The organism is Mycobacterium sp. IDUB_28, assembly GCF_055419285.1.
Genome location: NZ_JBVAXK010000003.1, coordinates 316,045 through 339,274, shown reverse-complemented (window position 1 = coordinate 339,274; position 23,230 = coordinate 316,045). Strand labels below are relative to the sequence as shown.

The window sequence follows — 23,230 nt, the reverse complement described above, 5'->3', positions numbered from 1 at the left end:
GGCGTTGGGATTCACCGGCGCGTCGGCCGGCGGTCTTGCCTCGTCCTCCTGCGTGGGCCGCCGGGATGTTCCCGGACCTTCAACCGATTGCTCGGTGACCGACGGTCTTCGGTGGATCGGCACCCACCATAGCCTGGCCTGGTCCGAACAGCCAATTCGCACCCACGCGCGACCCACGACGCTGCCGCGGCGCGCCGCTCGCTACAGCCCGGCCAGGCGCGCCGCGCCCACCAGCCCGGCATTTCCGCCGAGTTCGGCGGGCAGCACCCGCAGACCGGTCAGGAAGTCCAATCCGGCATATTCGGCCAGCGCCGCACGCAGCGGGTCGAACAGCAGGGGCCCGGAGCGGGCCACTCCCCCGCCGATAACCACCAGGTCCAGGTCGCATACCGCGCCGACGGAGGCGATCATCGCGGCCAGCGCGGCGGCTCCCCGCTGAAATGCCGCAAGCGCCACCGGATCTCCGGTGGCGGCCGCGTCGGCCAACTCCTTGGCGCTCGCCGCCGGCGGCGCTGACCAGCCGTTTTCCCGAGCCCAACGCACCATCGACGGACCGGACGCGACGGTCTCGACGCAGCCGCGCCCACCGCAGGCACACCCCCGACCGTTCGGGTCGACCACCACATGACCGACGTGACCGGCATTACCGGTGCGGCCGTCATAGGGCAACCCTTCGAGCACCAGGCCCCCGCCCACCCCGGTGGACACCACCATGCCCAGCAGGAAGCCGGCACCGCGTCCCGCGCCCTGCCAGTGCTCACCGAGTGCCATGCACACGCCGTCACCGCCCAGCCGTACCCGCACCCCGGGCACGACGGCTGAAACCCGTTGCTGCAGTGGGAAACCGCGCCAGGCCGGAATATTGATCGGGCTGACCGTGCCGCCGGCCAGATCCACCGGACCGGCCGACGCGATCCCGACGCCGGCCACCACCCCGCCCGCCACGTGCAGTCCGTCGCGTATCAGGGCCTCGACCGCGGCCCAGATCTGTTCTTCATCGACACCGGCCGGCGTCGGGCAGGTAGCCGTGTGCACCAGCGCGCCGACGTCGTCAACGAGACCGACTGCGATCTTGGTGCCGCCGATATCCAGGCAAAGCGTCAGCATCAGTGTCGGTGGGTGTTGTCAGGCTGGCGGGGATCGCCAGGATGCTCGTAACCGGGGGCCAGCTGCACCAGTTCGGCGCGACGCACGTCCAGCCAGACCCGGAACGCGCGCCGCCGAGCAGCCCCCAGCAGATGCCCGGCGACCGCCTGCCGCACCTGATCGAGCGGCGGGGCGACCAGCGCCGGTGTCCGCCATCCGAGTCCGGCGGGGCGGGCCGGCGCGAACCGCATCGGGTTGCGCCGGTGATAGTCGGCGACATCGTCGTCGCTGACGTCGACACCCGCGGTGACATCGGCGAACAACGCGCGCGCCGGCGGATCGGCCAGCGCCGCGGCGGCGATGCTGCCGATCTCCAGCCGGGCGGTGACGTCGGGCAGCAGGTCAGCCTCGGGTGGGGCATCGAGGGCGGACAGGCCACGGGCGGTCGCTTCGGCGGCAACCACCCGCTCGGTCACGATCAGCTGCGTGAGCCAGCGCCGCAACTGGCGGCCCTCGCTGGTGCCGACGGCCGGCAACGCGGCAGCGCGAGGTCCGTTGCGCAACCGCGCCTCGCGCGCATCGACTTCGGCTTCCTCGACCTCGGCGCCGCCGACCGTCGCCACCACGTGATGGGTCATGTCACCGTCACCTTGACCGCCGGCGAATAGACCAACCGGCCCGCACAGCCGACCCGGACCAGCGCCCACCACTGCCCGGGATCCTGCCAGCGGGGCGGTGCCACATCGAAGGTCAGCTCGACGGCGCCGCCGGCCGGTAGGACGGCCCCGACCGCGGCCGGCCCGGTCCACTCCCACGTCCCCCACGGGCTGATCAGGTGTGCCTCGAGCGCCAGATCGGCGCGGGCCCGGCTGCCGATCGTGACGGTCAGCCGCATCGCTTGTCCCGCGGAAAGCACGATGTCGGTCGGACCGTCACGCAGATGGAGGAGTTCGTCGTCGTCGGTTCCCACGGCCAGGACGGCGACGTCCTCGACCACCTGCCGCCACGACGGCACGTCGGAGGTCAGGCGCAACTGCGCCCGGACCGGATATAACCCTGCCGGCGCGTGCGCCGGGATGGTGAGCACGATGTCGGTTTCCAGGTGCGCACCGACGCCCAGGGTGAAGGGCAATTCGGCCGGTTGGGCGGACCAACCGTCGGGACACCGCACCTCGACGGTGCCGCCCAGTTCGGCATCGGTGCAGTCGCTGGCAGCGGTGAGACGAAGTGTCACCGTGTCGCCCGCCTCGGCGCTGAGCTGCTGCGGATGCAGGTGGGCGACGGCCGGTAGTCCGCCCAGCGGTGCCGGGCCGCGATTGTGCAACCAGTACCGGGCGTAGAGCGGCTGGGCCACCTCGGCCTGCGGAGCCAGCTCAGTAGGTTCGACAGGTAGGGCAGGCACGTCAAGGTGACCTCGAACAGTTGCGACCTGATAGCCGTGCAGCCGGATGGCGCCGGTGCGGCGCTGCGCCACTTCCAGCAGATTCGCGTGCCGGATCGCGCGCAGCTCACCGAGTTCCGAGCTGACCTCGACCCGAGTCGCCACACCGGTCGATTCGACCAGCCGCACGGCCACGTCGCTCGATGTGACGGGTTCGGCGCGGCCGGAGGTCAGCGGGTTCCCGGCGGCCTTGAGCGCCCCCAGCGTTACCGACTCGGGCTCGACCCGCAGCAGCGACCCAACCGGCGGCAACGCCCCGTGCTGGTCGCGGGGAGCCACCGCAATCAGCGGGTTGGCGAACTGGGCGCTGCGGACCGGCACCCCGGCGCGCCGCCAATCACCGCGGCCGCAGACCAGCGCGTAGTCGAAATCATGGGTCCAGTGCTGCAGTTGGAAGTTCGAACCGTCCGGCGCGGTGCGGCGTGGCTCGTCGATCCAGATGCCCGACGGCCAGCCCGTGCAGGACCGCATCAGCGCCGTGTGCAGGGTGCCTTCGGTGTCCACCGCGAAGCTGGGCACCCCGCGGTTCAGTACAGCGACGGTGTAGTCCTCAAACGTCGCGGCGTCGACCGGGCAGCGCTGGCGGACGACGATCTCGGCGTCGGCCAGGTCGCGAACCACCGAGGCGATCGCGGCGGCCAAGCTCTTGTCGTCGCGTCCGGCGATCACCAGCACCGGCAGCGCGCGGCGGGCCCGCAGGTCGGCGTCAGGCACCCAGACCGCGGTCAGGTCCGTCGCCGCCGGTACCCATATCCGCGCCTTGCCGGTCTTGGTGAGTTGCCGTTCGAGTTCGTCGGCATAGGCGGGATCGGCCTCGGCCAGCAGCGCCGCGGTGAATACGTTGCCAGCCGGCCCACCCAGCACGATCCGGGCGTCAGGCAGGTTGGAGTCGACGTCGAGGTGGCCGTAGCGGGGTCGGTCGGCGCCGCTGCAGGTGGCCGTCACACCGGCGCGCACCAGCGCCACCATCAGGTCGCGAGCCAACGGACCCGACACGGTTTCCGACGGCGCGATCACCTCGGCCACCGAGATTGCCCGCGTGGTGCTCCCGATCCGCACGCGAACCACTGACGACAACCCGAACCAGCCGTAGGCCGGATTGTCCAGCGTCCACAGGTGCTGCGCGGTGTCCACCGAACGGTCCCCGTCATGTAACAACGCGAATCCGCGCCCGACGACGGCGTCCCCGACTTCACTGACCGGCGTCGCGCCAGGCACCGGACACGGCCAGCGCAGCCGCAACAACCTGTCCTCGCCGATGAAGTCGTGGATGGTGGTGCGGCAGTCCAGACGGTCGACCTGGTGCCACAGCGTCAGGGTCTGGGTGTACCGCAACAGGGTGCCGATGCCACCCTGGACGACCAGCCGCTGGCCCAGTGGCCCGCGATACGCCTGCACGGTCGCGGGTTCTTCCGCGGACCCGACCACCGGGCCCATGGGCAGCAGGTGCCAGGGACCTTCGCCCTGGGTCGGGTGCGCGGGGTATTCGTCGTAGACGGCGAGCTCGTTGCCGACTTCGCCGACGGCGATCAGTTCGCGGCCCTGGTGTACCAGCGAGGTCACCGCCCCGCCGCGTTGCGGGTCGACGGTCAGGCGGTAATGCTCGTTGGCGATCTCCCGGCCCGCCTTCGGGACCCAGCCCGCGGCGTCGCCGGGAACCAGCCGGTACGTGCGCCAGCCCAGCGACGGCAGATCCCGGGCGAGCCAGCTGACCGAGCACGCGTCGTCGTCAACCTGCGCGGGCACCTCGATCCCATCGGAGTCCAGCACCCGCACCCCGGTAGCCGGCGCGTCCAACCGCAGGGTCACGACGTCGCTGCGCTGCTGCGTCAACGGGTTCCACACCACCACCGAGTCGCGGTCGCGGGCCACCGCGCCGGACAGCAGCTGCAGCGAGTTGTCCCGCGCGGTGCCGCCCAGCTCCCAGGCGTCGCGCCAGCCGGTCAGCAGGTCCAGGTAGACCTGGTCGGATTCCGATCCGGTGATCGCGTCGTGGTGGGCGCCGTAGGCCAGCTGCACCCATGCCTTCGACAACGCTGCCTGCGGGTACTCGGCACCGGTCATCAGCCCGGCGAACACCGCGAAGCGCTCAGCGTCCAGGACGATGTTCTCCGCCGCACGGTTGGCTTGTTTGGTGTCGATGTAGGACACGTCCTTGCCGGTGTAGATGGGGTTCATGTCGCGGGTCTGAGGCGAGGCCACTGCGCCCCGCTCGCCGAGTTCGGCGCGCACCGCGGCGAAGAATTCGCGCGGCAGCCCGCACACGAAGCGCGGCCAGGTGTAGCGGGCAGCCCAGTCGCGATGAATCTCGGTGACCCACTTGTTGGGCGGGGTGTAGTCGGTGCCTACCGGCAATAACACGTTGCGGGTCAGCGCGACCTTCTTGAGTCGCTCGAACAGCGCGTAGGTGGCTTCCTCGGCCTCCTGCACCGTGGTCGACGAGTCCATCCACCAGCCCGCCGAATAGTGGGCCGGCATGTAGTGGGTGAGCAGACCGTTGCCCGACGGCGAGATCCACTCGAATTCGCTGGAGAACTGCATGCGCTGCATGCCGTCCTGCCCCGGACCCCACTGATGGTGCGGTCCACGCGCCCACGAGCTCGAGGTCAGCCCGGCGTCGGCAGCCATTCCCGGGAACTGCGGATCGTGGCCGAAGACATCGAGTTGCCAGGCGGTGGCCGGGTCCGCGCCCAGCACATCGCGCTGAAACCCGATGCCGTGCACGAAGTTTCGGATGGTCGTCTCCGGACTGGTGAGGTTGGTGTTGGGCTCGTTGTAGGTGCCGCCCATCACCTCGACCCGGCCGTCGGCGAGGAACCGGCGCAGGTCGGCGCGATCCTGCGGCCGGGTGTCCCAGTACGGCTTGAGGTAGTCGACCTCGGCCAGCACGAACTTGTAGTCAGGATCGCGACGAGCCATCTCCAGATGCGCGTGCACCAGCTCGAAACCATTGGTCTGCCGGGCGCGTCCGGGCGGGTCTTCGGTCCATTCGCTGGTGTAGGCACCCTGGGTGTTCCACCACACCGGGTCGTAGTGGAAATGGCTGATCATGAACATCGTCCAACCGGGCTCGGCCACCACGAACTCGAAGGGCATGTCGGCGTCGCCCGCCCGCACGCGTGCCGCCCGTCGCTGTCCGACGACGGGGCGGCGCACCTTGACCGGGATCTCGAGCAAGAGTTGTCCGAGTTCGGCCACCATCGACCCACTCAGGCCGTCGCCGTCGACGTAGACCGTCGTTGGTCCGGTGACGGCAACCCCGACCTGCACGAGCTGCAACGGCGCCTGGGACGGACCGACGAACAGTTCGGTCGAACCGACCGAAATCACCTGCATTCCCGCACCTTACGGCGACCCGCAGCCGTCGTGGATGGAAAACTCGGTGGACATGGCAGACCTGACCGCACAGCTGGCCGATCAACTGGACGTGCACTGGCGCACCCAACTGCGTCCCCGTCTGGCGGGTCTGACCGACGACGAGTACTTCTGGCAGCCGGTACCCGACTGCTGGACCGTCCACGCGGACGGCTCGATCGACTTCGCCTACCCGACACCGGATCCGGTTCCGTTCACCACCATCGCCTGGCGGCTGGCCCACGTGATCGTCGGTGTTTTCGCGATGCGCAACCACAACCATTTCGGCGGGCCGCCGGCCGACTATCAGCATTGGACCTATGCCACCGACGCCGCCACCGCGCTGCACCAGCTCGACGAGACCTACGCGGCCTGGATATCCGGCGTGCGATCGTTGTCCGCTACCGATCTGAACCGCCCGTGCGGACCGGCCGAAGGCCCTTACGCCGAGTACGCGCTGCTCGAACTCGTCCTGCACATCAATCGGGAAGCGATCCATCACGGCGCCGAAATCGCCTGCCTGCGCGACCTCTACCTACACAAGGAGTGATACATGCCTGCACCTGCCGCACCAGTAGCCGACGAACGCAGCGCGCTGCGTGAATACCTCGCCTACCACCAGAGCGCGTACTTCGCCGTCTGCTACGGACTCACCGACGAACAGGCGCGCTCGACGCCGTCGGCCAGCGCGCTGTCGATTGGCGGCCTGGTCAAACACGCCACCGGCATGCAGCGCAGCTGGATGGCGCGGGTCGCCGCCGCACCCGGCGAGCCGGAGCGGGACACCCGACCGTTCGAGGTGCGAGCCGCGCAGTTCCACGCCGAGTACGTGATGGGACCGGACGAGACACTGGCCGGGCTGCTGCGGGCCTTCACCGAGCAGAATGCCCGGACCCTGCGGCTGGCCGAGACCGCCGACCTCGATGCCCGGGTGCCGGTGCCGCGGGACGCCCCGTGGTTCCCGACAGACATCGACGCCTGGTCGGTGCGCTGGGTCCTGTTGCACGTGATCAACGAGCTGGCCCGGCACTCCGGGCAAGCCGACATCATCCGGGAATCCATCGACGGCGCCACTATGTACGAACTCATCGCCGGGTTGGAGAATTGGGAACCGAAGCCGTGGATCACGCCGTGGCGCAGACCGGCCAGTCCGGCGTAAAGCACGTGAGCGGGGTCACGCAAATTTAGAGTTGACCATCCAGGTTTGGCACACTGCTCAAATGAGTTCCACCAAGCATCGCGATGTGGCCAAGCTGGACCGGGTGCCCTTGCCGGTCGAAGCGGCCCGGGTAGCTGTCACCGGTTGGCAGGTCACCCGCACCGCTGCGCGCGTGGTCACCAGCCTGCCCGGCAAAGGGTCGTGGCAACAGAAGGTCATCAAGCAGATTCCGCAGACGTTCGCCGACCTGGGTCCGACGTACGTGAAGTTCGGCCAGATCATCGCGTCGAGCCCGGGGGCGTTCGGCGAGTCGCTGTCCCGCGAGTTCCGCAGCCTGCTGGACCGGGTGCCGCCCGCCGACACCGACGAGGTGCACAAACTATTCGTCGAGGAACTCGGTGACGAGCCCGCCAACCTGTTCGCCCACTTCGAAGAAGAACCGTTCGCGTCCGCCTCGATCGCCCAGGTGCACTACGCGACGTTGCAGAGCGGCGAGGAGGTAGTGGTCAAGATCCAGCGGCCGGGCATCCGCCGCCGGGTGGCCGCCGACCTGCAGATCCTGCAGCGCTTCGCCCAAGCCGTCGAACTGGCCAAGCTGGGCCGTCGGCTCTCGGCGCAGGACGTGGTCGCCGACTTCTCCGACAACCTGGCCGAAGAGCTGGACTTCCGGCTGGAAGCCCAGTCCATGGACGCCTGGGTGTCGCATCTGCACGCGTCGCCGCTGGGCAAGAACATCCGGGTGCCGCAGGTGCATTGGAACTTCACCAGCCAACGCGTGTTGACGATGGAACGGGTGCACGGGATCCGCATCGACAACGTCGCGGCGATCCGCAAGGCCGGCTTCGACGGCACCGAGCTGGTCAAAGCCCTGCTGTTCAGCCTGTTCGAGGGCGGGCTGCGGCACGGGCTGTTCCACGGCGACCTGCATGCGGGCAACCTCTACGTCGACGATGAGGGCCGCATCGTGTTCTTCGACTTCGGGATCATGGGCCGCATCGACCCGCGCACCCGCTGGCTGCTGCGCGAACTGGTGTACGCGCTGCTGGTCAAGAAGGACCACGCCGCTGCGGGCAAGATCGTCGTGCTGATGGGCGCCGTCGGCACGGTGAAACCTGAGGCGCAGGCCGCCAAGGACCTGGAGAAGTTCGCCACCCCGCTGACCATGCAGTCACTGGGCGACATGTCCTACGCCGACATCGGCCGCCAACTGTCCGCCCTGGCCGACGCCTACGACGTGAAGTTGCCGCGCGAGCTGGTGTTGATCGGTAAGCAGTTCCTCTACGTCGAGCGGTACATGAAGCTGCTGGCGCCGAGGTGGCAGATGATGTCCGATCCGCAGCTGACCGGGTACTTCGCCAACTTCATGGTCGAGGTCAGCCGCGAGCATTCCGCGGACGTCGAGGTCTAGCGCCGTGGACGTTCGTAGCGGCACCGCCGCCTCCGGGGATGTGAAGCTCTACTACGAGGACATGGGCGAGCTGGACCATCCCCCGGTGCTGCTCATCATGGGCCTGGGCGCCCAAATGTTGTTGTGGCGGACCGGATTCTGCGAACGCCTGGTCAACCAGGGCCTGCGCGTCATCCGCTTCGACAACCGCGACGTCGGCCTGTCCACCAAGTCGGAACGGCAATCCGCCCAGCAGCCCCTGCCGGTGCGGCTGGTCCGGTCGTTTCTCGGTCTGCCCAGCCAGGCGGCCTACCGGCTGGAAGACATGGCCGACGACGCCGCCGCCCTGTTGGACCATCTGGACATCGAGCAGGCGCACATCGTCGGCGCCTCGATGGGCGGGATGATCGCTCAGGTGTTCGCGGCGCGGTACGCGCAGCGCACCAAGACGTTGGGCATCATCTTCTCCAGCAACAACCAGCGGGCGCTGCCGCCGCCGGGGCCGCGGCAGCTGTTGGCACTGCTGAAAGGACCGGACCCGAAGTCTCCGCGCGAGGTCATCATCGACAACACGGTTCGAGTCGGCAAGATCATCGGCAGTCCCAAGTATCCGACGCCCGACGACGAAGCCCGCGCCGATGCCGCAGAAAGCTACGACCGCAATTACCACCCCTGGGGTCTCGCTCAGCAGTTCAGCGCCATCCTGGGCAGCGGCAGCCTGCTGCACTATGACCGGCGCATCACTGCGCCGACCGTGGTGATCCATGGCCGCGCCGACAAGTTGATGCGCCCGGCGGGCGGCCGGGCCATCACGCGGGCGATCAACGGTGCCCGATTGGTGTTAGTCGACGGGATGGGACATGATTTGCCGAAGCAGTTGTGGGATCGAGTGATCGGTGAACTCACGAGCAATTTCGCCGCCGCCGACACGGTCAAGGGTTAGTTCGATGAATTCCTTCTCCGTGTCTTGTGTCGCGTGCGAGGTTGTTACCGTTGGAACAGGAGGTTGTCTGACATGGCCGAACTAAAGCCGTATTACGAAGAGTCCCAAGCGACCTACGACATCTCCGACGACTTCTTCCGGCTTTTCCTCGACCCCAACATGGTCTACACGTGCGCGTACTTCGAGCGTGACGACATGACGCTCGAGGAGGCGCAACTCGCCAAGTTGGACTTGGCATTGGACAAGCTCAACCTCGAACCCGGGATGACGCTGCTGGACGTCGGTTGCGGTTGGGGCGGTGCGGTGGTCCGTGCGGTCGAGAAGTACGACGTCAACGTCATCGGCATCACCTTGAGCCGGCACCACGCCGCGCTGAGCCAGAAAAGGCTGGCCGCGATCCCGACTGAGCGACGCGCCGAGGCACGCCTGCAGGGGTGGGAAGAGTTCCACGAGAAAGTCGATCGAATCGTCAGCTTCGAAGCCTTCGACGCGTTCAAGAAGGAGCGCTGGCCGGCGTTTTTCGATCGCTCTTACGAGATCATGCCCGACGACGGCCGCATGCTGCTGCACAGCATCTTCACCCACGAGCAGACGTACTGGCGTGATCACGGCATCACCGTGACCATGAGCGATCTGCGGTTCTTCCGCTTCCTGGCGACGGAAATCTTCCCCGGCGGCGGAATGTGCGGCGAAGTCGACATCATCGACAATGCCAAGAACAGTGGATTCGCGGTCGACGAGATTCAATACCTGCAGCCGCATTACGCGCGAACGCTCGATATGTGGGCCGCGAATTTGGAAGCCAATCGCGAGCAGGCGATCGCTATCCAGTCGCAAGAGGTCTACGACCGCTTCATGCGTTATCTCACCGGCTGCGCGGGCCTGTTCCGCAAAGGCCTGTCGAATGTAGCTCAATACACCCTGGTCAAATAGCGCCGCCGTTCGCGCTGGTCGGACGCGTCACAATTTAGCGATGCAGCGCTGCATCGGATAGCATGCATTTCGCATGTTCGGGGGTTGCACATTCAATTTCGCATGCAACCGGGGACCCGATGTGGTCCGGAAAGGCACACCAAAACATGGCTCAACAGCTGAAGCCGCACTTCGATGACGTGCAGGCGCATTACGACTTGTCCGACGATTTTTTCCGGCTGTTCCTTGATCCAACCCAGACCTACAGCTGCGCCTACTTCGAGCGCGACGACATGACGCTGGAACAGGCTCAGATCGCCAAGATCGACCTGGCACTGGGCAAGCTGGGCCTGCGGCCCGGAATGACCCTGCTGGACGTCGGTTGCGGCTGGGGCGCCACCATGCGCCGTGCGATCGAGAACTACGACGTCAATGTCGTGGGCCTGACGCTGTCCAAGAACCAGGCGGCGCACGTGCAGCAGTCCTTCGACGCGATGGACACCACCCGCGAGCGGCGGGTGCTGCTGGCGGGCTGGGAACAGTTCGACGAACCCGTCGACCGCATCGTGTCGATCGGTGCATTCGAGCATTTCGGCCACGACCGCTACGACGACTTCTTCGCGCTGGCCCACAAACTGCTCCCCGACGACGGCGTGCTGCTGCTGCACTCGATCACCGCACTGACCGGACCGCAGATGATTGAGCGTGGCATGCCGCTGACGTTCGAGATGGCCCGGTTCAGCAAATTCATCATGACCGAGATCTTCCCGGGCGGACGGTTGCCGTCGATCGAGAAGGTCGAAGACCACTCCTCGCGCGCGGGTTTCACGCTGACCCGCCGCCAGTCGCTGCAACAGCACTACGCAAAGACCCTGGACCTGTGGGCCGCGGCGCTGCAGTCGCGCCGGGACGAAGCGATCGAGATCCAGTCCGAAGAGGTCTACGACCGGTACATGAAATACCTGACCGGTTGCGCCGACTCGTTCCGGGTCGGCTATATCGACGTCAACCAGTTCACGCTGGAAAAGTAGTGACGCGGGCGGCCAGAGCGATGCCTGGCCGCCCCCGATTTCGATGAAAAGGCCCTCGCGGCGACGTCAGATACATAGGATGTGCCCCCGCCCGTGTAGGGTCCGGTGGATGGCCACCTCGTGGGGGGGTGGGCATGTCCTACGGGAGGACATATGGCGGATACGTACACCCGCGCCGGAAGTCTGCGGTCCAATTCTGACGACGTTCAGGCGCATTACGACTTGTCCGACGAGTTTTTCGCACTCTTCGTGGATCCGACACGCACCTACAGCTGTGCGTACTTCGAGCGCGAGGACATGGACCTGCAGGAAGCCCAGCTCGCCAAGATCGACCTGGCGCTGGACAAGCTGGGCCTCGAGCCGGGTATGACGCTGCTGGACGTCGGTTGCGGCTGGGGTCCGGTGCTCAAGCGAGCGCTGGAGAAATACGACGTCAACGTCGTCGGTCTCACGCTCTCCAAGAATCAGCACAACTACTGCCAGCAGCTGCTCGACCAGGTCGACACCAATCGCACACACCGGGTCCTGCTCAGCGACTGGGCCGACTTCGACGAGTCAGTGGACCGGATCGTCACAATCGAGGCGGTGGAACACTTTGGTTTTCACCGCTACGACGACTTCTTCAAGTTCGTCTACCAGGCCCTGCCCACCGACGGCGTCATGCTGCTCCACGTGATCACCGGACTGCATCCCCGGGACATCATCGCGCGTGGCATGCCGTTGACGATGGAGTGGGCGAAGTTCATGAAGTTCATCACCACCGACATCTTCCCGGGCGGCCGGCTGCCGACGATCGAGAAGGTCGAGGAGCACGCGACCAAGGTCGGCTTCAACGTCGCTCAGATCCAGTCGCTGCAGCTGGACTTCGCCCGGACCCTGGACTTCTGGGGTGAGGCCCTGCAGGCCCGCCGGGACGAGGCCATCGAGATCCAGTCCGAAGAGGTCTACGACCGGTACATGAGATATCTGACCGGCTGCGCCAAGGCATTTCGCATTGGCTATATCGACTGCAACCACTTCACCCTGGCGAAGTAGACTTCGTACCACGACGGGCTCGCACGGTTGGCATTTCAGCCCGAGGCCCCGCATGTGCGGCTACCGATGATCCAGGAGAAGAAAGACCAGAATGGCCGAGAACCCGCTTAGCCCGACGAAGACGCGCGAACGCAACTTCCAGGACATCCAGGCGCACTACGACGTCTCCGACGACTTCTTCGGCCTGTTCCAGGACCCGACCCGCACCTACAGTTGCGCCTACTTCGAGCCGCCGGACATCTCGCTCGAGGAAGCCCAGATCGCCAAGATCGATCTGAACCTCGACCAGCTGGACCTGAAGCCCGGCATGACGCTGCTGGACATCGGCTGCGGCTGGGGCACCACGATGAAGCGTGCCGTCGAGAAGTACGACGTCAACGTCGTCGGGCTGACGTTGTCCAAGAATCAGCACGCCCGTTCCCAGCAGGTGCTGGAGGCACTCGATACCGACCGTTCCCGGCGGGTGCTCCTGCAGGGTTGGGAGGACTTCAACGAGCCCGTCGACCGGATCGTGTCCATCGAAGCCTTCGAGCACTTCGGTCACGAGAACTACGACGATTTCTTCAAGCGTTGCTTCGACATCATGCCCGAGGATGGCCGGCTGGTCGTCCAGAGCAGCGTCAGCTACCACCCGTACGACATGGCTGCCCGCGGGAAGCGGATCACCTTCGACACGGTGCGCTTTATCAAGTTCATCGTCACCGAGATCTTCCCAGGCGGCCGGCTGCCGTCCACCGGGATGATGGTCGAGCACGGCGAAAAGGCCGGTTTCATTGTCCCCGAGCCTGTTTCGCTGCGGCCGCACTACATCAAGACGCTGCACATCTGGGGCGACACGTTGGAGTCCAACCGCGAGAAGGCCATCGAGGTGACCTCGGTGGAGGTCTACGAGCGGTACATGAAGTATCTGCGGGGCTGTGAGCACTACTTCGACGACGAGATGCTCGACGTCAGCCTGGTGACCTACCTGAAGCCGGGCGCGGTCGCCTAGAGGGCCGTCGGCCCCGCGCCGACTGTGCATCTCGCGACGAGACACGCCGGTGCGGCGTCGCAGGATGCACAGTCGCGAGGAGGAGCTACGCCTCCGCGGCGAAGTTGCGCGTGATCGACGGGTCCACCGGGATACCGGGTCCGGTCGTCGTCGACACCGTGACCTTCTTCAGGTAGCGCCCCTTGGACGACGACGGCTTGTGCCGCAACACCTCGTCCAGCGCGGCCCCGTAGTTCTCCGCCAGCTTCTTCTCGTCGAACGACGCCTTGCCGATGACGAAGTGCAGGTTGGCCTGCTTGTCCACCCGGAAGTTGATCTTGCCGCCCTTGATGTCGGCGACGGCCTTGGCGACATCGGGGGTCACAGTGCCGGTCTTGGGGTTCGGCATCAGCCCACGGGGTCCGAGGACCCGAGCGATGCGGCCGACCTTCGCCATCTGGTCGGGCGTCGCGATCGCCGCGTCGAAGTCCAGGAAGCCGCCCTGGATCTTCTCGATCAGGTCGTCGCTGCCGACGATGTCCGCTCCCGCCGCCACTGCCGCATCGGCCTTCTCACCGACCGCGAACACCGCGACGCGCGCCGTTTTGCCGGTGCCATGCGGCAGGTTGACCGTGCCGCGGACCATCTGGTCGGCCTTCCGCGGGTCGACGCCGAGCCGGATCGCCACCTCGACGGTCGCGTCCTGCTTGGTCGAGGACGTCTCCTTGGCGAGCTTGGCTGCCTGCAGCGGGGTGTACAGAGTGTTGCGGTCCACCTTTTCAGCGGCCGCGCGGTATGCCTTGCTGGTCTTGCTCATTGTCAATCCAATCTGTGTTGGGTTCGTGGTTGATCGGGCCGAAGCTGGCCCTCCCACGCGTCCTGATGTGTACCTACTCGACCGTGATACCCATCGACCGGGCGGTGCCGGCGATGATCTTGGCCGCGGCGTCGACGTCGTTGGCGTTGAGGTCGGTCTTCTTGGTCTCGGCGATCTCGCGCACCTGGTCCCAGGTGACCTTGGCGACCTTGGTCTTGTGCGGTTCGGCCGAGCCTTTCTGCACGCCGGCGGCCTTGAGCAGCAGCTTGGCGGCGGGCGGCGTCTTCAACGCGAAGGTGAAACTGCGGTCTTCGTAGACCGTGATCTCCACCGGGATCACGTTGCCGCGTTGATTCTCGGTCGCGGCGTTGTACGCCTTGCAGAACTCCATGATGTTGACGCCGTGCTGACCGAGCGCGGGGCCGACCGGGGGTGCGGGATTCGCCTGACCCGCCGTGATCTGCAGCTTGATCAGCCCGACGACTTTCTTCTTCTTCGGGGCCATGAGTTGTCTTCGTTCCTTCCTGAATTGTCTGCCCAGCGGGCTAGATCTTGGAGACCTGGCTGAAGGTCAGTTCCACCGGCGTTTCCCGGCCGAAGATGGAGACCAGCACCTTGAGCTTCTGCTGTTCGGCGTTGACCTCGTTGATGGTGGCCGGCAGCGTGGCGAACGGGCCGTCCATCACTGTCACCGATTCGCCGACTTCGTAGTCGACCTCGACAACGGGACGTTCCAGCCCACCGGTCTCTGTCGCCGCGGCGGTGCTCGCCGCGCCCTTGGCGGCCTTTTTGGCCGACCCCGGCGGCAACAGGAACTTCACCACGTCGTCCAGCGCGAGCGCCGACGGACGCGACGTCGCGCCGACGAACCCGGTCACGCCCGGGGTGTTGCGCACCGCTGCCCACGAGTCGTCGGTCAGATCCATGCGCACCAGGATGTAGCCGGGCAACACTTTGCGGTTGACCTGCTTGCGCTGGCCATTCTTGATCTCGGTGACCTCTTCGGTGGGCACTTCCACCTGGAAGATGTAGTCGCCGACGTCGAGGTTCTGCACCCGGGTCTCGAGATTGGCTTTCACCTTGTTCTCGTAGCCCGCGTACGAGTGGATCACGTACCAGTCGCCGGGCTTGGCGCGCAGCTCTTTCTTGAGCGCGGCAGCCGGATCGACGTCTTCCGCAGGAGTCTCTACAACTTCCGGGGCCTCTTGCACGTCGACCGCTTCACCCGCGGACGTGTCACCGTCGAAGGTAGTCACGGTATTGAGTCCTCTCTATTACTTCTCAGCCGAACACCAGCAGCACGAGCTTGCTCAGACCCAGGTCGGTACCGCCTACCAGCGCAACCATGAAGGCCAGGAAGATCAACACCACCGAGGTGTAGGTGATCATCTGCTTGCGATTGGGCCAGATGACCTTTCGCATCTCGGCCACAACCTGCTTGATGTAGTTGTAGACGAACACGAACGGGTTGACCGATGTGGCGGTCTTCGGCTTCTTGGCCTTGGTCTGCTGAGCCGACTTGCCCTTGGCTGTCTTCGACGAGTCTTTCTTGGCCACGTCTTTCTTGGCCGGCTCTTTGGACAGCTCCACCTTGGTCGAGTCGTCGTCGTCGGCCTCCACCGGGCGCACCCGGGACCGCTTGCCCGTGGGCCGCTGTGGCCGCGCCGCGGCCTTGGTCACCACGGCACCACCGTCGCCTGCGGCGTCGTCGGCAACGTCGCCTTCGTCGCTCACCGCGTGCTCCTTCGTTCGTCAACTATTCCGCGCGCCGTACCTGTTCGACGGGTCACTGTTCCAGTGTCCACCATGGCACGGCACACCTGCGGTCCGGCTCCTCGCTCCAGCCGGGCCGGCCTCAGCAGGGGCGACAGGACTTGAACCTGCAACCTGCGGTTTTGGAGACCGCTGCTCTGCCAGTTGAGCTACGCCCCTTTACGGGCTTACACAACTCGCGCGCTCCCCGTGCGGTACTGCGAACCGACGGACAGCGCGCTTGTGATGGGAAAACCCGAGGTCCGAGTGTACATCGACGCAGGTCCCAGATACTAATTACGCGGTCCGGACGACCTGCCCGGTTTCCTTGTCCCACTTGAGCTGGATGGAGTTGTCCCCCTCGTGCCCCATCAGGGTCGTAAACGCCTCCAGCACCAGGTCGCCGTCCTGGTTGTGGCAGAAGTTCTTCGTGACGACGATGTCGGCACCGAAACGTTCGTTGACGGATTCGACGCGCAGGCTGCCGTACAGCTTGTCGCCGACCTTGATCTGCTTGTGGTAGACGAATCTCTGGTCGACCTGCACGATCTGCATCGTCTCAAAACCCACGTCGACGTTGCGGAAGAAATCGTCCTGGATCAGTTTCGCCAGGATCGATACGAAGGTCAGCGGGGCCAGAATCGCGTCGTAGCCGAGCTCGGCGGCCGCGTCCTCGTCGAAATTGGCCCGGGTGTCGCACTTCGTCGACCGTGCGAACTGCCGAACCTGCTCGCGGCCCACCTCGAAGTAGTCGGGGTACTCGAACGTCATCCCACGAATGTCGGTCTTGAGGGCCATCCGCTACGCCAGTTTCGCCGAGGCGATGGCCCGGCCGAAGATCTTCTTGCCACCGGTGGTGGCGGTCAGCGCGATGGTCACCGACTTGCTCTCGGGGTCGACGGACTTCACCCGGCCGCTGAACACCAGCTCAGCGCCCTTGCCGTCGTTGGGAACCGGGACGATGGCGGTGAACCGCACGTTGTACTCGGTAACCGCACCGGGATCTCCCACCCACGACGTGACGTAACCGCCGCCGATGCCCATCGTCAGCATGCCGTGCGCGATCGCGGTGTCCAACCCGACCATCTTGGCGATCTCGTCGTCCCAGTGAATCGGGTTGAGGTCACCCGAGACACCGGCATAGTTGACCAGATCCTGGCGGGTCAGCGGGTAGATCCGCTCTGGGAGCTGGTCACCCACCTGCACCGAACTGAACTCACGCAGAGCCATCAGAAAATCCCTCTTCTCCGTCCTGACCGGCGCGGCCGGCCAGGGTTGTGTAGGTCTCTTGCACTGTCTCGCCGGCGTCGTTGGTGATGATGTTCTTGGTCACGATGATCTGAGTGCCGTGCGACTCACGCACCGAATCTACGTACACGTCGCAGTACAGCGTGTCGCCCGCCACAATCGGCTTCTGGAATTTCAGGATCTGGTCGATCTGGACGATCTTCTCGTCCGAAATCGCGATGTTGGCGTGGTCGAAGAATGCCGATTGCGCCTTGTATCCAAACACACAGATGAACGTCAGCGGAGCCGCCAGGCCGGAGTAACCCAACTCGGCCGCCGCGTCTTCACCGAAGAACACCGGGTCGTCGTTTTGGACGGCGCTGGCGTATTCGCGAATCTTCTCCCGCTCGACCACGTAATGGTCGGGGTAGCGATAGTGCATCCCGACGATGTCTGCGCTCAAGGGCACGGCTCTTGAACCTACCTAAATCTTCCGGATCAGTGTGAAAATTCCCCGCACGCGTCAACGCGTCTCGCGGTGCCCCTGATGCTTGCCGCAATTCGGGCAGAACTTCTTCAGCTCCAACCGGTCCGGATCGTTACGGCGGTTCTTCTTGGTGATGTAGTTACGGTGCTTGCACACTTCGCACGCCAAAGTGATCTTGGGCCGGACGTCGGTACTGGAAGCCATGACTTTGTTCTCTCAGGTCTCTCTCGAAGTGCCAATGTTGTCTTGTAGCGATGGCCGGACTCGAACCGGCGACCTAACGATTATGAGTCGTTCGCTCTAACCGACTGAGCTACATCGCCTCTGGTACGTGCCGTCCGCCTTGCTCGGCGTCCGCCGAGCCCCCTAACGGAATCGAACCGTTGACCTTTTCCTTACCATGGAAACGCTCTACCGACTGAGCTAAGGGGGCCGTTCACCCGTAGCGACCAGTCGTGCGGTGCGCTCTCAAGGGCCTAAAAGAGGGTACAACCTGGCCCACAGCGTCTCCAAACCGCCGGGCTGGGACAGCGCCGGCCGCGACCCCCGGCCGGGTGCGACCGCCACCGCACTCAGCGCGCTTGCCCGCTCCCCATACTCTGGTGACGTGCCAGATTCGGACCGTCTTTATTTTCGCCAGTTACTCTCCGGTCGCGACTTTGCCGCCGGCGACCCCATCGCGGCTCAGATGCGAAATTTCGCCTACCTGATCGGCGACCGCCAGACGGGCGACTGCGTGGTGGTGGACCCGGCGTATGCCGCCGGCGACCTGGTCGACGCGCTGGAAGCGGACGGCCTGCAGCTGTCCGGTGTCCTGGTGACGCATCACCACCCGGACCACGTCGGCGGCTCCATGATGGGGTTTGAACTCAAAGGGCTGGCGGAGTTACTGGAGCGGGTGAGCGTGCCGGTGCACGTCAACACCCACGAGGCGGTGTGGGTCTCGCGGATCACCGGAATCCCGATGAGCGATCTGACCACGCACGAGCACCGCGACAAGATCAGCGTCGGCGACATCGACATCGAACTGTTGCACACGCCCGGACACACCCCGGGCAGCCAGTGCTTCCTGCTCGACGGACGGCTGGTCGCCGGCGACACGTTGTTCCTGGACGGGTGCGGTCGCACCGACTTCCCCGGCGGCGATTCCGACGAGATGTATCGCAGCCTGCAGCAACTCGCCGGCCTGCCCGGTGACCCGACGGTGTTTCCCGGGCACTGGTACGCGGCCGACCCCAGCGCATCGCTGTCGACGGTCAAACGCACCAACTACGTGTACCGGCCCGCCAACCTGGATCAATGGCGCATGTTGATGGGCGGCTGAGCGCCGAGCGGCGAACACGGACAATCTTCTGCGCTCGGTCGATACGTCTGGCAGCAATACACAGCAAGCCCCTCTACGATCATCACAGCTACATCCGGTGAGCGAAGGGCGGGTTCCATGGGTTGGGTCCAAGGAAGCTGGCACGGGTTCGAGAACGTGGAGTCCAGTACCTGGTTGGCGTGGGCTGCCTGGGCGGCCCTGGCGCTCGGCGTCGTCGCGCTGATCTTCACCCACCGGCAACTGCAGCGCAATCGCGCGCTGGCCGCCGAAAAGACCCGGCCCTATGTCGCCATGCTGATGGAGCCGCATGTCGCGGACTGGCATGTCATCGAGTTGGTGGTGCGCAACTTCGGGCGCACCGCCGCGTACGACATCCGGTTCAACTTCCCCAACCCGCCCACCGTCGCGGAATACGAGAATGCCTCCGACGGCTACGCCGACGTGGTGGAGCTCCAGCTGCCGCGCGAACTGCCTACCCTGGCTCCCGGCCAGGAGTGGCGGATGGTGTGGGATTCAGCGCTCGACCGCGCCGAGATCGGCCATGGTGTCGAATCCCGCTTCGAAGGAACGGTGGTCTACTACGACCGGCCGGAGCAGCCACGTGGCTGGAAGTTCTGGCAGCGCCCGCGTCGCGCGCTGCAGACCAGGGTGGTGCTGGACTGGGACGCCCTGCCGCCGGTGCAGCGCATCGAATTGATGACCACACACGACTTGGCGAAGCGGGAGAAGCAGAAGCTCGAGTTGCTGCGCACCTTGCTGACGTACTTCCACTACGCGAGCAAGGAAACGCGGCCCGAGGTGTTCCGCGGGGAGATCGATCGGATCAACCGCGCCGTGCAGGAGACCCAGGACAGGTGGCGGACCCGGCAGCTCGATGAGCCGACAGACGTCAGCCTGCGCTGGGGTGACGCAGAGAACGAGCTGGGCAAGCACCGCAGTCAACGCGTGTAACAATCGACTCCGTTGCCCCAGCGAAGGAGTCACCCATGAGCGGTCCGGTCGTCTACACCCATGATGAGAGCATCGGGGTCATCCGGATGGACGACGGCAAGGTCAACGCGCTGGGTCCCACCATGCAGCAGGCGCTCAACGACGCGATCGACCAGGCCGACAGCGACAACGTCAAAGCCCTGGTGATCACCGGCAACGAGCGGGTGTTCAGCGGCGGTTTCGACCTGAAGGTGCTGACCTCCGGCGAGGCGCAGCCAGCGATCGACATGCTGCGCGGCGGCTTCGAATTGTCGTATCGGCTGTTGTCCTATCCCAAGCCGGTGGTGATGGCGTGCACCGGTCCGGCGATCGCGATGGGCGCATTTCTGCTGTGCTCCGGTGACCACCGCATCGCCGCGCACGCGTACAACATTCAGGCCAATGAGGTCGCTATCGGCATGGTGATCCCCTGGGCGGCCCTGGAGGTCCTGCAGCTTCGGTTGACCCGGTCGGCTTACCAGCAGGCCACCGGCCTGGCCAAGACGTTCTTCGGGGAGACGGCCCTGGCCGCCGGGTTCATCGACGAGATGGCGTTGCCGGACATGGTGGTCGCGCGTGCCGAGGAAGCCGCACACGAGTTCGCCCACTTGCACCAGTCGGCGCACGCCGCGACCAAGTTGCGCGCGCGGGCCGACGCGCTCAAGGCGATCCGGGCCGGCATCGACGGGATCGAAAAGGAATTCGGCCTGTAGGTCGCCCGTTACTGGTACTGCCGGAATTTTTCGAGGTATTCCACCCAGTTCCACGTGGACAGGAACCTCTCGGCCGCCTGATATCCCTTGTCGTACAACGCTTCAGCGTCCTGGCGTGAGATGCCGAAGTCCAGGAAGTTGACCGCGGTCGAGTCGACGCGGATCGCGCGGGCACTGACCCAGGGCTGGTTCAGGTAGGTCTGGTCATGACCGACGAACATGGTGGTGATCAACTGCTCGAGCAACACCGACGGTGGTCCCAGTAGACGCAACGCGCTCACGCCCGGAATCATCTGGTCGTTGCCTTCGGGCAGATTGGGCACCACCGTGACGCCGAAGGTGGGCCAGCGCGGGGCCTTGCAGTCGAGCCGGTCGAAAGAGTCGATCGGAAAGTTCGACAGCACACCGCCGTCCACCAGGGTCGAGGTGACTCCGGCAGCGCTCGTCAGCGTGACCGGGCGGAAGTAGAACGGAATCGACATCGACGCGCGCACCGCGTCGGCGACCAGTTGCTCGTCGGGATCCAGTCCGTACAGCCGTTCGTAGTCCCAGGGCAGCCGCACCAACTGCCCGGTGGTGATGTCGGTGACGGTCACGACCAGTCGGTAGCGGCGCTCGGCACTGATCTGCCGGTCGGTCAAGGCGAGGTCGCCGAACGTCGTCACACCCAGGTTCTTCAGCTCGCTGCGGATCCACTGATGCGCGAAATCGCCGCGATACAAACCACTTTCGCGTAGCAATCCCCAGGCCTGACCGACCACCGGCAGATGCCCGACCGGTCCGCTGTCGCGGAATTTCTGATACGGCAGAGTGAGTGCGATCTCCTTGAGCTGGTCGGTGGTCAGTGTGTCGCCGACGGACGAAGCGGCCAGGATCGATCCGACCAGCGAACCGGCGGAGACGCCGGAGACCCGTTTGACCGCGTATCCGGCGTCCATCAGGGCGACCACGGCCCCGACCAGTCCGACGCCTTTGACGCCGCCACCGGACAACACCAGGTCGACGGGCTTGCGACGCGCCGCCTTGGGCCGCTGGTCGGCCACCTTCTCGTTGGCCATGTCAATCGTGCGCCGAAGTCCATTGGTAGGGAAGGAATTTCCCATCGAACGTCACCACCACCCGGTCACCTGACGGGTGCGGCTTCTTCTGCAGGTCGACACTGAAGTTGATCGCGCTCATGATGCCGTCGCCGAACTGCTCGTGAATGATCTCTTTCAGCGCGCCGCCGTAGACCTGAAGCGCTTCGTAGAAGCGGTAGATGGTGGGATCGGTCGGCACGGCGGTGGGCAGTCCGCCGCGCATCGGGGGTGCCGCCAGCACCGGTATGGCCGACGCGTCCAGTCCCAGCATCTCGACCAGGATTTTGCCCTGTTCGGCCGGGACGGGGTGCTGACCGAGCAGCGCCGACGTGGTCCACAGCAGCGGTCTGTCGATGGCGTCGGCCAGCTGCTGCCAGCTCACCCCTTTGGCCAGGCGGGCAATCACGATCTGCTCGGTGATCTCGTTTCGGTCCATGGCCCCAGCATGCCCGTATCGATGTCCGGTCGTGGGACCGGTCAGTGCAAAATTTTCAGCGACATCAGGTAAACGCCGCCCAGCGCCAGCAATCCGAGCAGCGGCCAGACCACCACGATCTTGCCTCGGATCGACTGCACCAGCATGACCACCAGCGTGAGCAGTAGTGCGACGGGAACTCCGATCCACATGGTCAGCATCGCCGGGTACACGTGGTAGCTGGCGTCGCAGGCAGAATCGTGGCAGCCGTCGGTGGCCATAGCGAAGAACAGTGAGATCCAGACGGCTACCAGGCCGGCGGCCACCATCGCGGCGTAGAGCAGATAACCGATGACGTTCCAGACGGTCGTGCTGCGCGACCGAGTCCGCGGCTGCGGGTCCGTCGCCTCACCAGCGGCCACGATGGACAACCTCGTCGAACGGCCGTCGGTCCGGTTTGCGGATGGGCCGCAGCGGCCGGTCGGCGGGGTATCCGATGCCGAGCATGAACGCCACGAGGTGATCGTCCGGAACGCCCAGGATCGCCCGCGCTTTGTCCTGGTCCCCCACCGATGAATGCCCGGTGCCGATACCCAGGTCGGTAGCCGCGAGCATCATCGCCATGGTCGCCTGGCCCATGTCGTACTGGTCGATGACTTTTCTGCGCTCGTCCGGCGGAACCGGCACCACGAGCACGATGGGGGCCGCGGCCGATGCGATGTGACCGGCACCCATCCACACGGTCGAAAGTTCTTGCAGCACAGCGCGTTCGGTGACGATGACGAAGTCCCACGGCTGCCGGTTCTTGGCCGACGGGGCCCGCCACCCGGCCTCGGCGATGCGGTCCAGGTCGGTGTCGGACACCGGCTCGTTCGTGTACTGACGAACATTTCGCCGCGCGCAGATGGCGTCCCAGGTCTCCATGACCTCATGCTGCCACGCGAGCCGCCCCCAGCGATCGCAAGCGCGGCGAAGCTGGGCGCAGCGGGTCGCGACCAGATAGCGCGGAGCGATCGCAAGCGCGGCGAAGCCGCGCGCAGCGGGTCGCGACCAGATAGCGCGGAGCGATCGCAAGCGCGGCGAAGCCGGGCGCAGCGGGTCGCGACCATGCAGTGCCGCAGCGGCGGTC

At 65.6% G+C, this 23,230-nt stretch carries 25 protein-coding genes, 3 tRNA genes and 1 pseudogene; 11 read left to right on the top strand and 18 right to left on the bottom strand.

Features of this window, described 5'->3' with window-relative positions; genetic code table 11:
* Positions 1 to 201: 201 nt before the first annotated feature.
* Genes ACZYZ9_RS08385 through ACZYZ9_RS08375 form a run of 3 tightly spaced genes read right to left on the bottom strand, consistent with a single transcriptional unit; the run spans position 202 to position 5,863 of the window.
* Positions 202 to 1,107 carry an ROK family protein gene (locus ACZYZ9_RS08385; RefSeq protein ID WP_463825772.1) on the bottom strand — a complete coding sequence of 302 codons (906 nt, stop codon included), beginning with the start codon at positions 1,105 to 1,107 and terminating at the stop codon, positions 202 to 204.
* Positions 1,107 to 1,724 (bottom strand): DUF7158 domain-containing protein, encoded by a 618-nt coding sequence (locus ACZYZ9_RS08380; RefSeq protein WP_463825771.1) that lies wholly within the window; start codon positions 1,722 to 1,724, stop codon positions 1,107 to 1,109. The genes ACZYZ9_RS08385 and ACZYZ9_RS08380 overlap by 1 nt, the downstream gene beginning before the upstream one ends.
* Complete coding sequence (locus ACZYZ9_RS08375; protein ID WP_463825770.1) at positions 1,721 to 5,863, bottom strand: glycoside hydrolase family 38 N-terminal domain-containing protein; 4,143 nt, start codon at positions 5,861 to 5,863, stop codon at positions 1,721 to 1,723. The genes ACZYZ9_RS08380 and ACZYZ9_RS08375 overlap by 4 nt, the downstream gene beginning before the upstream one ends.
* A 52-nt stretch (positions 5,864 to 5,915) precedes the next feature.
* Here ACZYZ9_RS08375 and ACZYZ9_RS08370 point away from each other — a divergent pair, with 52 nt between their 5' ends.
* From ACZYZ9_RS08370 to mmaA4, 8 genes are all read left to right on the top strand, one after another.
* Positions 5,916 to 6,431: a DinB family protein gene (locus ACZYZ9_RS08370; RefSeq protein WP_463825769.1), complete on the top strand. Its 516-nt coding sequence runs from the start codon at positions 5,916 to 5,918 to the stop codon at positions 6,429 to 6,431.
* A gap of 3 nt (positions 6,432 to 6,434) precedes the next feature.
* Positions 6,435 to 7,040 (top strand): DinB family protein, encoded by a 606-nt coding sequence (locus ACZYZ9_RS08365; RefSeq protein ID WP_463825768.1) that lies wholly within the window; start codon positions 6,435 to 6,437, stop codon positions 7,038 to 7,040.
* Between the two features lie 61 nt (positions 7,041 to 7,101).
* Positions 7,102 to 8,448 (top strand): ABC1 kinase family protein, encoded by a 1,347-nt coding sequence (locus tag ACZYZ9_RS08360; RefSeq protein WP_463825767.1) that lies wholly within the window; start codon positions 7,102 to 7,104, stop codon positions 8,446 to 8,448.
* Positions 8,449 to 8,452: 4 nt separating this feature from the next.
* The gene (locus tag ACZYZ9_RS08355; RefSeq protein ID WP_463825766.1) at positions 8,453 to 9,370 is read left to right on the top strand and encodes an alpha/beta fold hydrolase; all 918 of its coding nucleotides are present in this window, start codon (positions 8,453 to 8,455) and stop codon (positions 9,368 to 9,370) included.
* A 72-nt stretch (positions 9,371 to 9,442) separates the two neighbouring features.
* Entirely contained in the window at positions 9,443 to 10,303 is an 861-nt protein-coding gene (locus ACZYZ9_RS08350; protein ID WP_463825765.1) for a cyclopropane mycolic acid synthase family methyltransferase, read from the top strand.
* A 146-nt stretch (positions 10,304 to 10,449) separates the two neighbouring features.
* The gene (gene mmaA2 / locus ACZYZ9_RS08345) at positions 10,450 to 11,313 is read left to right on the top strand and encodes a cyclopropane mycolic acid synthase MmaA2 (RefSeq protein ID WP_463825764.1); all 864 of its coding nucleotides are present in this window, start codon (positions 10,450 to 10,452) and stop codon (positions 11,311 to 11,313) included.
* A 153-nt stretch (positions 11,314 to 11,466) separates the two neighbouring features.
* Positions 11,467 to 12,348: a cyclopropane mycolic acid synthase family methyltransferase gene (locus ACZYZ9_RS08340; RefSeq protein WP_463825763.1), complete on the top strand. Its 882-nt coding sequence runs from the start codon at positions 11,467 to 11,469 to the stop codon at positions 12,346 to 12,348.
* Positions 12,349 to 12,439: 91 nt separating this feature from the next.
* Complete coding sequence (mmaA4, locus tag ACZYZ9_RS08335) at positions 12,440 to 13,339, top strand: hydroxymycolate synthase MmaA4 (RefSeq protein ID WP_463825762.1); 900 nt, start codon at positions 12,440 to 12,442, stop codon at positions 13,337 to 13,339.
* A gap of 85 nt (positions 13,340 to 13,424) precedes the next feature.
* On the opposite strand, the gene rplA is transcribed toward mmaA4, so the two are convergent.
* The 11 genes from rplA to ACZYZ9_RS08280 form a co-directional block, all read right to left on the bottom strand.
* Positions 13,425 to 14,135 carry a 50S ribosomal protein L1 gene (gene rplA, locus ACZYZ9_RS08330; protein WP_463825761.1) on the bottom strand — a complete coding sequence of 237 codons (711 nt, stop codon included), beginning with the start codon at positions 14,133 to 14,135 and terminating at the stop codon, positions 13,425 to 13,427.
* Positions 14,136 to 14,208: 73 nt separating this feature from the next.
* Positions 14,209 to 14,640 carry a 50S ribosomal protein L11 gene (rplK, locus tag ACZYZ9_RS08325; RefSeq protein WP_463825760.1) on the bottom strand — a complete coding sequence of 144 codons (432 nt, stop codon included), beginning with the start codon at positions 14,638 to 14,640 and terminating at the stop codon, positions 14,209 to 14,211.
* A 40-nt stretch (positions 14,641 to 14,680) separates the two neighbouring features.
* On the bottom strand, positions 14,681 to 15,391 hold the full coding sequence (gene nusG / locus ACZYZ9_RS08320; RefSeq protein ID WP_463825759.1) for a transcription termination/antitermination protein NusG: 711 nt from the start codon (positions 15,389 to 15,391) through the stop codon (positions 14,681 to 14,683).
* Positions 15,392 to 15,416: 25 nt separating this feature from the next.
* Positions 15,417 to 15,869: a preprotein translocase subunit SecE gene (gene secE, locus ACZYZ9_RS08315; protein WP_463825758.1), complete on the bottom strand. Its 453-nt coding sequence runs from the start codon at positions 15,867 to 15,869 to the stop codon at positions 15,417 to 15,419.
* Between the two features lie 125 nt (positions 15,870 to 15,994).
* Positions 15,995 to 16,067, bottom strand: a tRNA-Trp gene (locus tag ACZYZ9_RS08310).
* Positions 16,068 to 16,184: 117 nt separating this feature from the next.
* Entirely contained in the window at positions 16,185 to 16,685 is a 501-nt protein-coding gene (gene hadC / locus ACZYZ9_RS08305) for a (3R)-hydroxyacyl-ACP dehydratase subunit HadC (RefSeq protein ID WP_463825757.1), read from the bottom strand.
* 3 nt (positions 16,686 to 16,688) lie between these two features.
* Positions 16,689 to 17,117 (bottom strand): (3R)-hydroxyacyl-ACP dehydratase subunit HadB, encoded by a 429-nt coding sequence (hadB, locus tag ACZYZ9_RS08300; protein WP_463825756.1) that lies wholly within the window; start codon positions 17,115 to 17,117, stop codon positions 16,689 to 16,691.
* The gene (gene hadA / locus ACZYZ9_RS08295; protein WP_463825755.1) at positions 17,104 to 17,583 is read right to left on the bottom strand and encodes a (3R)-hydroxyacyl-ACP dehydratase subunit HadA; all 480 of its coding nucleotides are present in this window, start codon (positions 17,581 to 17,583) and stop codon (positions 17,104 to 17,106) included. Before hadA ends, hadB begins: the two co-directional genes overlap by 14 nt.
* 54 nt (positions 17,584 to 17,637) lie before the next feature.
* The gene (rpmG, locus tag ACZYZ9_RS08290; RefSeq protein WP_036352522.1) at positions 17,638 to 17,805 is read right to left on the bottom strand and encodes a 50S ribosomal protein L33; all 168 of its coding nucleotides are present in this window, start codon (positions 17,803 to 17,805) and stop codon (positions 17,638 to 17,640) included.
* Between the two features lie 45 nt (positions 17,806 to 17,850).
* Positions 17,851 to 17,924: transfer RNA gene (locus ACZYZ9_RS08285), tRNA-Met, on the bottom strand.
* A 37-nt stretch (positions 17,925 to 17,961) separates the two neighbouring features.
* Positions 17,962 to 18,034: transfer RNA gene (locus ACZYZ9_RS08280), tRNA-Thr, on the bottom strand.
* A gap of 174 nt (positions 18,035 to 18,208) precedes the next feature.
* On the opposite strand from ACZYZ9_RS08280, the gene ACZYZ9_RS08275 reads away from it, so the two are divergent.
* The 3 genes and pseudogenes from ACZYZ9_RS08275 to ACZYZ9_RS08265 all read left to right on the top strand — a co-directional run bounded on the left by ACZYZ9_RS08275 (position 18,209) and on the right by ACZYZ9_RS08265 (position 20,607).
* Positions 18,209 to 18,925 (top strand): MBL fold metallo-hydrolase, encoded by a 717-nt coding sequence (locus ACZYZ9_RS08275; protein ID WP_463825754.1) that lies wholly within the window; start codon positions 18,209 to 18,211, stop codon positions 18,923 to 18,925.
* Positions 18,926 to 19,042: 117 nt separating this feature from the next.
* Positions 19,043 to 19,875, top strand: a pseudogene (locus tag ACZYZ9_RS08270) (hypothetical protein); the annotation flags it as partial.
* Between the two features lie 36 nt (positions 19,876 to 19,911).
* A complete protein-coding gene (locus ACZYZ9_RS08265) occupies positions 19,912 to 20,607 on the top strand; it encodes a crotonase/enoyl-CoA hydratase family protein (protein WP_463825983.1) in 696 nt (231 codons plus the stop codon).
* Positions 20,608 to 20,615: 8 nt separating this feature from the next.
* Here the strand turns inward: ACZYZ9_RS08265 and ACZYZ9_RS08260 are convergent, their stop codons facing one another.
* From ACZYZ9_RS08260 to ACZYZ9_RS08245, 4 genes are all read right to left on the bottom strand, one after another.
* Positions 20,616 to 21,665 carry a patatin-like phospholipase family protein gene (locus ACZYZ9_RS08260; protein ID WP_463825753.1) on the bottom strand — a complete coding sequence of 350 codons (1,050 nt, stop codon included), beginning with the start codon at positions 21,663 to 21,665 and terminating at the stop codon, positions 20,616 to 20,618.
* A 1-nt stretch (position 21,666) separates the two neighbouring features.
* Positions 21,667 to 22,122 carry a cyanase gene (gene cynS / locus ACZYZ9_RS08255; protein ID WP_463825752.1) on the bottom strand — a complete coding sequence of 152 codons (456 nt, stop codon included), beginning with the start codon at positions 22,120 to 22,122 and terminating at the stop codon, positions 21,667 to 21,669.
* Positions 22,123 to 22,163: 41 nt separating this feature from the next.
* On the bottom strand, positions 22,164 to 22,430 hold the full coding sequence (locus ACZYZ9_RS08250; protein ID WP_463825982.1) for a hypothetical protein: 267 nt from the start codon (positions 22,428 to 22,430) through the stop codon (positions 22,164 to 22,166).
* A 79-nt stretch (positions 22,431 to 22,509) separates the two neighbouring features.
* Positions 22,510 to 23,025 carry a nitroreductase family protein gene (locus ACZYZ9_RS08245; protein WP_463825751.1) on the bottom strand — a complete coding sequence of 172 codons (516 nt, stop codon included), beginning with the start codon at positions 23,023 to 23,025 and terminating at the stop codon, positions 22,510 to 22,512.
* Positions 23,026 to 23,230 lie beyond the last annotated feature (205 nt).